Origin of the sequence: Streptomyces capoamus, assembly GCF_014654935.1 — a bacterium.
Lineage (GTDB): Bacteria > Actinomycetota > Actinomycetes > Streptomycetales > Streptomycetaceae > Streptomyces > Streptomyces capoamus.
On record NZ_BNBF01000001.1, the window covers coordinates 749,275 to 754,778 of the forward strand.

Sequence of the window (5,504 nt, forward strand, 5' to 3'; positions counted from 1 at the left end):
CGTCCCGCCGCCACCGTCGACCCGCTGCGCACCGACACCTACACCGAGTCCGGCGCCCAGCTCAGCGGCATCGACCCGCGCGTGGTGGGCCCGTACCGGCTCCCCGCGCGGGAACGCGCCCGGCTGGACGCGCTCGCCGCCAAGCGCGAGCGGTGCTACGCGCGCTACGGCCTCCGGGCCACCGTCGAACGGACCGCGAGCGGCCGGCCGGTGGTCACCCCCGCGGACACCGCCGGCCCCGCCGACCACGGCGCCACGGGCTGTGAGGACGGACGGCTCAACACACCCACCCCGACCGAACGGAAGGCCCTGGCGGCCCTGTCCGACCTGGCCCGGCCCTGCCTGCACCAGGCCGGCCTGGAGCTCGGCGGACGGCCGTTCGTCACCTTCGACCCCAGCGGCAAGGACCCCTTGGGCGGCGGCTACCTGGCCGCCAAGTCGGCCGGGCCCGGCACCAAAGAGGCCGCGCGGACGGCCCAGCGGTGCCTCACGACCGCGCGCCGCACCCAGCTGGAACCCTACGCCGCCCCGGTGGCCGAGCTGTTCCTCGGCATCGGTGACCAGAACCCGGCCCGCTTCGACATGTCACCGGCCAACAAGGCCAAGGTGGTCGGCGCGGCCGGTCTGGTGCTCGCCGTCACCGTCGCGGTCACCGCCGTCGTCGCGGTCCGGCTCGTGCGGCCCCTGCGCGCACTCACCCTGGCCGCGCAGCAGCCGCCGGAACTGCACGCGCGGGTGCCGGTGACCACCCGCGACGAGACGGGCATCCTCGCCGAGGCGTTCAACGGCCTGAGCGAGCGGCGCGAGCGCCTTCAGGCCCAGCGCAAGGCCATGGTCAGTGACATCGCGCACGAGCTGCGCAGCCCGCTCACCAACATCCGGGGCTGGCTGGAGGTCGTCCGGGACGGTGTCGTCGACCCGGACCCGGCGCTGCTGGACTCGCTGCACGAGGAGGCCCTGGTCCTGCAGCGGATCATCGACGACCTGCAGGACCTCGCGGCGGCCGACGCCGGGACCCTGCGCCTGCACCGCGAGCCGCTGCACGCCGGCGACCTGCTCGACCAGGTGGCCGCCGCGCACCGGGTCGCCGCCGACGCGGCCGGTGTCGTCCTGCGCACCCGGGCCGACGGCGCCTGGCTGGACGCGGACCCGGTGCGGATGCGGCAGGTCCTGGGGAACCTGGTCTCCAACGCGCTGCGGCACACCCCCGCCGGCGGCACCGTGACGCTCGGCGCCCGGCGGGACGGCGCCCATGCCGTGCTCACCGTGACCGACACCGGCACGGGCATAGCGGCCGGGGACCTGCCGCACGTCTACGAGCGGTTCTGGCGCGCGGAGAAGTCCCGCAGCCGCCGCACCGGGGGCAGCGGACTGGGCCTGCCGATCGTCCGCCACCTGGTCGTCGCCCACGGCGGTACGGCGGAGGTGGCGAGCGAGCCGGGGACCGGCGCGGTGTTCACGCTGCGGCTGCCGGCCGTGCCGCCGCCCGGCGACGACCGGTGACGGCCGGGGACGACCGGGGACGACGGGGAAGGGCCCGACGCCCGTGATCCGATTTTCGGCGCGCGCCGGGGGTACTCCGGGTCGCGCAACAGGTAGCACAGGAGGTCATGCCATGAGCGCACCCGAGAACCTGCCGGTCCTGACCACCCTCTCCGCGGTGGCCCGCCTGCTGGAACGGCAACGGGGGCTGTACGTGCGCTGGTCGAAAGGGCCCGGCGTCGACCTCGAGAAGACCTCCAGCATCGACGAACTGACCGGCGTCCCCATGCCCGGGCTGTCCGCCAACCCGCTCGACGTGGAGGCCTGGTGGGAGGACCGCCCGGTCGAGCTGTGGGTGGCCCGCCGCCTGTTCGACTACGCCCATCTGCCGCACGACAAGGGCCCCGGTGTCCGCCCCTGGGTCCTGACCGGACGGGAGACGGGCCGGGGCCCCGACAACGAGCCGCTCGTGACCGATGCCGATCCCGTCTGCTGGATCGCCGACGAGGTGATCGACGCGGCCAGGGACGAGATGGCCCGGCAGGTACGGGAGTGGGGGACCCTGCGCCGCGGTGGCTGAACCGCCGCGGCGCAGGGTCCCCCACTCCCGGTCAGCCGGAGCGCGGCCGGGAGCGGGCGCGGCGCCTGAGCGCCCGGCGCTCCAGCTCCGTCGTACCGCCCCAGACGCCGATGCTCTGGGCCGTGTCCAGTGCCCAGTCCAGGCACTGTTCCCGGACCGGACAGCGTGCGCACACCGCCTTGGCCTGCTGGGTCTGCACCTGCGCCGGACCGGTGGTGCCGATCGGGAAGAAGAGGTCGGGGTCCTCCTGGCGGCACGCGGCATGGTCGCGCCAGTTCTCCATGGGATCTCCTGGTGGGATCGAAATCGTCGGTGCCTGTCGAATGCGTTCCGCATGCGGTCTTCGCCTTCGGGTGACCGGTCGTGGCGCCGTGAAACGGCACAACCCGTGGGGAATCGGGGGAGAAGCGCGGGACCGGTCGCCCCGGAGGGGGCCGTACCCGGTCGGCACGGAACAGTTAGGCTCTCGAAACGACAAGATGTATCGAGCAACCGGGACGTCCGTGGACACGAGCGAAAGCAGCAGCACCGAGACCGGCCGGCCCGGGGAGCGGCCGGCCGACGGGCCGACGGCCGGGGACCCGCCGCGGCGCGGCTGGCGCCGCTGGGCGATGGACACCCGCCCGCTGCGCATTCCCGCCTACCGGCGCCTGTGGTCGTCGACCATCGTCACCGCCGTCGGCAGCCAGCTCACCGCCGTCGCCGTGCCCAAGCAGATCTACGACCTCACGCACTCCTCGGCCTGGGTCGGCTACGCCAGCCTCGCCGGCCTGGTGCCGATGGTGGCCTTCGCGCTGTGGGGCGGGGCGGTCGCCGACACCGTCGACCGTCGCAAGCTGCTGCTGGTGACCAACTGCGGTATCGCGGTGACCTCGTTGCTGTTCTGGGTCCAGGCCGTCACCGGGCTGGGGTCCGTCACCGTCCTCATGGCGCTGCTCGCTCTCCAGCAGGCCTTCTTCGGCCTCAACTCCCCGGCCCGCAGCGCCTCCGTCGCCCGCCTGGTGCCGGCCGAACAGCTGGCCGCCGCGAACGCGCTCGGCTCGACGGTGATGCAGACCGGCCTGGTGGCCGGTCCGCTGCTCGCGGGTGCGCTCATCCCGGTCATCGGGCTGCCCGAGCTGTACCTGATCGACGCGCTGGCGCTGTGCGTCACCGTGTGGGCCGTCTTCCGCCTGCCCGCGCTGCCACCGCTCGGCGAGCGTGCGCGCCGCGCCGGCCTGCGTGAGGTAGCCGCCGGTTTCCGGTACATCTCCCGGCACGAGGTGCTGCTGCTGTCCTTCCTGGCCGACATCGTCGCCATGGTGTTCGGCATGCCCCGCGCCCTGTTCCCGCAACTGGCGGCGCAGACGTACGGCTCCTACGGCGAAGGGCTCGCGCTCGGCGTGCTGTTCGCCGGCATCCCGGTCGGCGCGGTGCTCGGCGGACTGTTCTCCGGGGTGTTCTCGCGGGCCCGCCGGCACGGCTGGATGGTGATCGGGGCGGTCGTCGGCTGGGGAGCGGCCGTCGCCGGGTTCGGGCTGAGCGGGAACCTCTGGGTGGCCGTGGCCTTCCTGGCCGCGGCCGGCGTCGCCGACATGGTCTCGATGGTGTTCCGCGGTGCCATCCTGCTGTCGGCAGCGACCGACGAGATGCGCGGCCGGATGCAGGGCGTGTTCACGGTGGTGGTCGCGGGCGGGCCGCGTCTGGCGGACGTGCTGCACGGCACCGGCGGCTCGGCGTTCGGCCCGCGGGCCGCGGTCGCGGGCGGCGGCGCCCTGGTGGTCGTGGTGATGCTGGCCCTGGCCGGTGCCGTGCCGGCGCTGCGCCGCTACCGGATCTGACGGCCTACAGCGGTCCGCTGCGCCGCCGCATCGTGTACTGGTCCATCAGCTTCCCGCGGGTCGTCTCCAGCCGGCTGGCGAGGACCTCGGCCACCGTGCGGACCAGCGAGAGCCCGAGCAGGGGATCCTCCACGCACAGCCCGAGCACCGACGGACCGTCGAACTCGTAGGCCCGCACGTCGGTGAAGGCCACCGCGCCGAAGTCCCACTGGTAGGGCGGGAACAGCCAGGACCAGCCGAGCAGGTCGCCCGCCCCCAGCGAGGCCACGGTCACCCGCTGCCGCGAGGTGACCTGCTGGTCCAGGTGGACGGCGCCGGAGCGGATCACCCAGAACCGGTCGGCGGTGCCGCCCGGTTCGAAGATCCTGGTGTCCTCGCGGAAGGAGACCTCCTTGGCCAGCTCCATCAGACGCTCGCGCTGTGCCTGGGGGAGGGCGGTGAGCAGTTTGATCGCTTTGGTCATGGCGCGGGGCTCCTCGCCGGCGGCGTTTCGGTAGGGATGCGGTGTTCCCTCCCATTTGAGCCGGTACGGGCGGCCCGAGCACGTCGAAGGCGGCCCGGGGGCGCCCGCGTGTCGCGTTCCGGGCAGCAAAAAGCCCTGGCTGGACGGGGGAGACCAGCCAGGGCCGTCTTGCGGTGACGTCAGGAGGGGGGAAGGACGGTTCCGCGCCGCTCCACGTCACGTATGGATGAACCATAAACCATCTGTCGCGCTTCCGGGTAGCAGAAACCGGGTCAAGTGACCTGTTTCACTCCTTCCGCCCGCGCCGGACTCCCGCCCGGGGAGACGATCTCCTCCAGCACCCGCAGCACCACCTCGTACGCCCGGGCCCGGTCCGTCGCCTCCCGCGCGCCCTCCGGATCCGTCGCCGTCAGACTCAGGGCCCGCTCGCGCCAGGCGCGCTCCTCCTCGGCGGCGCGCTCCTGGCCCCGCCGGATCCGCCGCAACAACTCGTCCGCGTCCACCACATCCGTCATGCGGGGCGGGTACCCGCTCGCTCCGCCGTGATGACAGCGGCACCGAGGGTGTTTGACATAGCCCTGCGGGGTCAGCCGAGAGAGGAGAGAACCTTGCAATCCGGGCACCGTCAGGGGAGGAAGGCATGCTCGAGGACCACCCGACCGGTTCCACCGCCGTCCTGCCGCACATCCGCCGTCCGGTACCGGGCCGGCCGGCCGAGGCCCGCAGAACGGTGGAGCGGGTCGTGAAGGAGCGGTGCCGGGCGCACGCCCTGACGTGTCCGCCCGAGACCGTCGAGGACGCCCTGCTGGTGACCTCGGAACTGGCCACCAACGCGCTGGTGCACGGCGGCGGCATCACCGGCTTCGACGTCGACGTCGACTCCGGCGGCGTCCGTGTCTCGGTGAGCGACCGCAGCGACGCACTGCCCGTGGCCGCCCGCACCGGCGACGAGGACGGCTCCGCCCGGCCCGGAGGCCGCGGCTGGCCCATCGTGTGCCGGCTGGCCCGGGACGTCCGGGTCGCGGAGCTGCCCCGCGGCGGCAAGTGCATCACGGCCGTCGTACCGCTGCACTGAAGCGGCTGGCGAAGCGCCGAACCGATGCGGCTGACGTGCCGCGGACCGAAGCGGTTTGTGAAGTTCCGCTCAGTGGCGTTTGCC

At 73.6% G+C, this 5,504-nt stretch carries 7 protein-coding genes; 4 read left to right on the forward strand and 3 right to left on the reverse strand.

What is annotated here, in order from left to right:
- The coding region (locus IE312_RS03415) for a sensor histidine kinase (protein WP_229898947.1) at positions 1–1,503 on the forward strand (1,503 nt) is incomplete at its 5' end.
- 112 nt (positions 1,504–1,615) lie between these two features.
- Positions 1,616–2,062 carry a DUF6098 family protein gene (locus IE312_RS03420; protein WP_189978138.1) on the forward strand — a complete coding sequence of 149 codons (447 nt, stop codon included), beginning with the start codon at positions 1,616–1,618 and terminating at the stop codon, positions 2,060–2,062.
- 31 nt (positions 2,063–2,093) lie between these two features.
- Here the strand turns inward: IE312_RS03420 and IE312_RS03425 are convergent, their stop codons facing one another.
- Entirely contained in the window at positions 2,094–2,345 is a 252-nt protein-coding gene (locus IE312_RS03425; RefSeq protein WP_189978140.1) for a WhiB family transcriptional regulator, read from the reverse strand.
- A 220-nt stretch (positions 2,346–2,565) separates the two neighbouring features.
- Between IE312_RS03425 and IE312_RS03430 the strand changes: the two genes are divergently transcribed.
- Positions 2,566–3,882, forward strand: a complete 1,317-nt coding sequence (locus IE312_RS03430) for an MFS transporter (protein WP_189978141.1) — start codon at positions 2,566–2,568, stop codon at positions 3,880–3,882.
- Positions 3,883–3,886: 4 nt separating this feature from the next.
- Here IE312_RS03430 and IE312_RS03435 read toward each other — a convergent pair whose 3' ends face one another.
- Positions 3,887–4,345, reverse strand: a complete 459-nt coding sequence (locus IE312_RS03435) for a cyclic nucleotide-binding domain-containing protein (protein ID WP_189978143.1) — start codon at positions 4,343–4,345, stop codon at positions 3,887–3,889.
- A 272-nt stretch (positions 4,346–4,617) separates the two neighbouring features.
- Positions 4,618–4,860 (reverse strand): hypothetical protein, encoded by a 243-nt coding sequence (locus tag IE312_RS03440; RefSeq protein ID WP_189978145.1) that lies wholly within the window; start codon positions 4,858–4,860, stop codon positions 4,618–4,620.
- Between the two features lie 125 nt (positions 4,861–4,985).
- Between IE312_RS03440 and IE312_RS03445 the strand changes: the two genes are divergently transcribed.
- Positions 4,986–5,420: an ATP-binding protein gene (locus IE312_RS03445; protein WP_189978147.1), complete on the forward strand. Its 435-nt coding sequence runs from the start codon at positions 4,986–4,988 to the stop codon at positions 5,418–5,420.
- The last annotated feature ends 84 nt before the right edge of the window (positions 5,421–5,504 follow it).